Raw genomic sequence first — 2,099 nt, 5'->3', positions numbered from 1 at the left:
GCCAGGCCGGCAATTGCGGCTGGCTGACCAGCCACAGCGCGAAACCGCTGGAGAGCACGCCGATCAACAGCGACAACAGGGTGATTGCACCGTCGTAGCCCAGGTCGATGGGCAACTTGAACGCGAGCATGCCGATAAAGTGCATCGACCAGATGCCGATGCCCATGGCAATGGCCCCACCCGCGGTCCATAAATGCACGGCGCGCCCCTTGGCGGTGGCAATGCGCCCGGTCAGGTCGAGTGCGGTGTATGAGGCGAGAATCGCTACACAGAGCGAAATGATGACCAGGGTGGGGGAATAGCTACCGATGAGCATGGAGACTTCTCGCGAATGCCCCCATTAATGGTATCGATTCTCTCTGGGGAGGGGCAAATGCGGCGATTGTACTGATTCCGAATGAGAACGCACTCACAAAATGAGCAAAGGGCCATCAGTCCGATGAAACGTCTGTTTTAAGGTTTTACATTAACTCGCGTAAAGCTGCTGGCGCCACAAAACCTGTGGGAGCAAGCTCGCTCCCACAAGGATTGCGCTAACGGTTTTCGCTCACCTCAAGCTGCCCATCCCAGCCACCCCCCAACGCGGCAATCAACTGCACGCTGGCAATCAGGCGGCTTTGCAACAGGTCCAGGTTACTGCGCTCGTTGCTCAACGCCGCCGCCTGGGTCACGACCACATCGATGTACGCAATCAAACCGGCCTTGTACTGGTTCTGGGTCAGGCGCAGCGATTCACGGGCGGCATCCAGTGCCTGTTGGCGCACGACGGCTTCGTCCTGGAGCACCTTGAGTTGCACCAGGAAGTTTTCCACCTCGCGGAATCCGTCCAGCACGGTCTGGCGGTACTTGGCCACGGTTTCGTCATAGGCCGCTTCACTGCGGTCGACTTCCGCCGAGCGCTGGCCGCCGTCGAACAGGGTCATGGCCAATTGCGGTCCTACCGACCAGAAGCGGTTCGGCAGGCTGATCCAGTTGGAATAGGTGCTGCTGCTATAACCGCCGTTCATGTTCAAAGTCAGGTCAGGGTAATAGGCGGCCTTGGCCACGCCGATGTTGGCGTTGGCTGCCATCACCGAGCGTTCGGCGGAAGCGATGTCCGGGCGACGCTCCAGCAACTGCGAAGGCAGTGCCGGCGGTATTTGCGGCAACTGCGGAATGTCTTGGCTTTCCGCCAGGCTGAATTCCGCCGGCGGCAGGCCGATCAGCACGGCAATGGCATTCTCGAACTGGGCGCGTTGCCAGATCAGGTCAACCATGTCCGCTTCGGTGCTCTTGAGCTGGGTCTGGGCCTGGGCCACGGCGTCCTTGCCGGATACGCCGGCGCGGTACTGGTTTTCGGTCATTTTCAGCGACCGCTGATAAGCCGAGACCGTGTCTTCGAGCAGGCGCTTCTGGCCATCGATCACACGCAATTGCAGGTAATTCTGCACCAGCTCCGACTGTTGGCTCAGGCGCATCGCGGCCAGATCGGCAAAGCTTGCCTGGGCATTGGCGGTATCGGCTTCGAGGCCACGGCGTAGCTTGCCCCACACATCCGCCTCCCAACTGACGCCCGCCTGGGCCGAGTACGTATTGCGAATACCGCTGGACGAACTGCTCAGGCTGGAGCTGCTGCTGCCGGTGCCCTGACTTGAACGGTTCTTGCTGACATTCAGGTCGACCGTCGGGAAAAACGCCCCTCGGGCACTGCGCACCAGCGCCTGGGCCTGACGGTACTGGGCCTCGGACTGGGCCACGGTCTGGTTGGAGCGGTTGAGTTTGTCGATCAGGTCATTGAGTTGCCGGTCGCCGTACAACTCCCACCATGCACCACGAGCCAAGGCATCACTCGGGTTGGCCTGACGCCAGCCCTCTGCGGCCTTGTACTGCGCCGGTTCGGCGGTGTGCGGGCGCTGGTAATCCGGGCCGACGGCGCAGGCACTGAGCATCGCCACACACAGTGTCAGGCTCAACAGACGCGAGCCTCGAGCTGTGATCAGCGGTGCAGCCAGGTTGAAAAGCGAACGTTCAGTCATAGCGGAGTTTCCAGAGCGGCATCGGTACGCACCCCACGCCATTTATTGAAGCGATGGCGCAGTTTGTCGAGATAGAGGTAAACC

Annotated in this window: 3 protein-coding genes; all 3 read right to left on the bottom strand. The window is 60.8% G+C overall.

Annotated elements, in window-relative coordinates:
* The coding region (locus PMI29_RS05435; protein WP_008002393.1) for an MHYT domain-containing protein at positions 1–316 on the bottom strand (316 nt) is incomplete at its 3' end.
* 217 nt (positions 317–533) lie between these two features.
* Positions 534–2,015, bottom strand: a complete 1,482-nt coding sequence (locus tag PMI29_RS05440) for an efflux transporter outer membrane subunit (RefSeq protein ID WP_008002392.1) — start codon at positions 2,013–2,015, stop codon at positions 534–536.
* On the bottom strand, positions 2,012–2,099 hold an 88-nt coding region (locus PMI29_RS33175), incomplete at its 5' end, for a hypothetical protein (protein WP_008002390.1). The genes PMI29_RS05440 and PMI29_RS33175, both read right to left, overlap by 4 nt.

Source organism: Pseudomonas sp. GM49 (assembly GCF_000282355.1).
Lineage (GTDB): Bacteria > Pseudomonadota > Gammaproteobacteria > Pseudomonadales > Pseudomonadaceae > Aquipseudomonas.
Note: the sequence above shows the minus strand (reverse complement) of the source record. Positions and strands in the feature narration are given on the sequence as shown.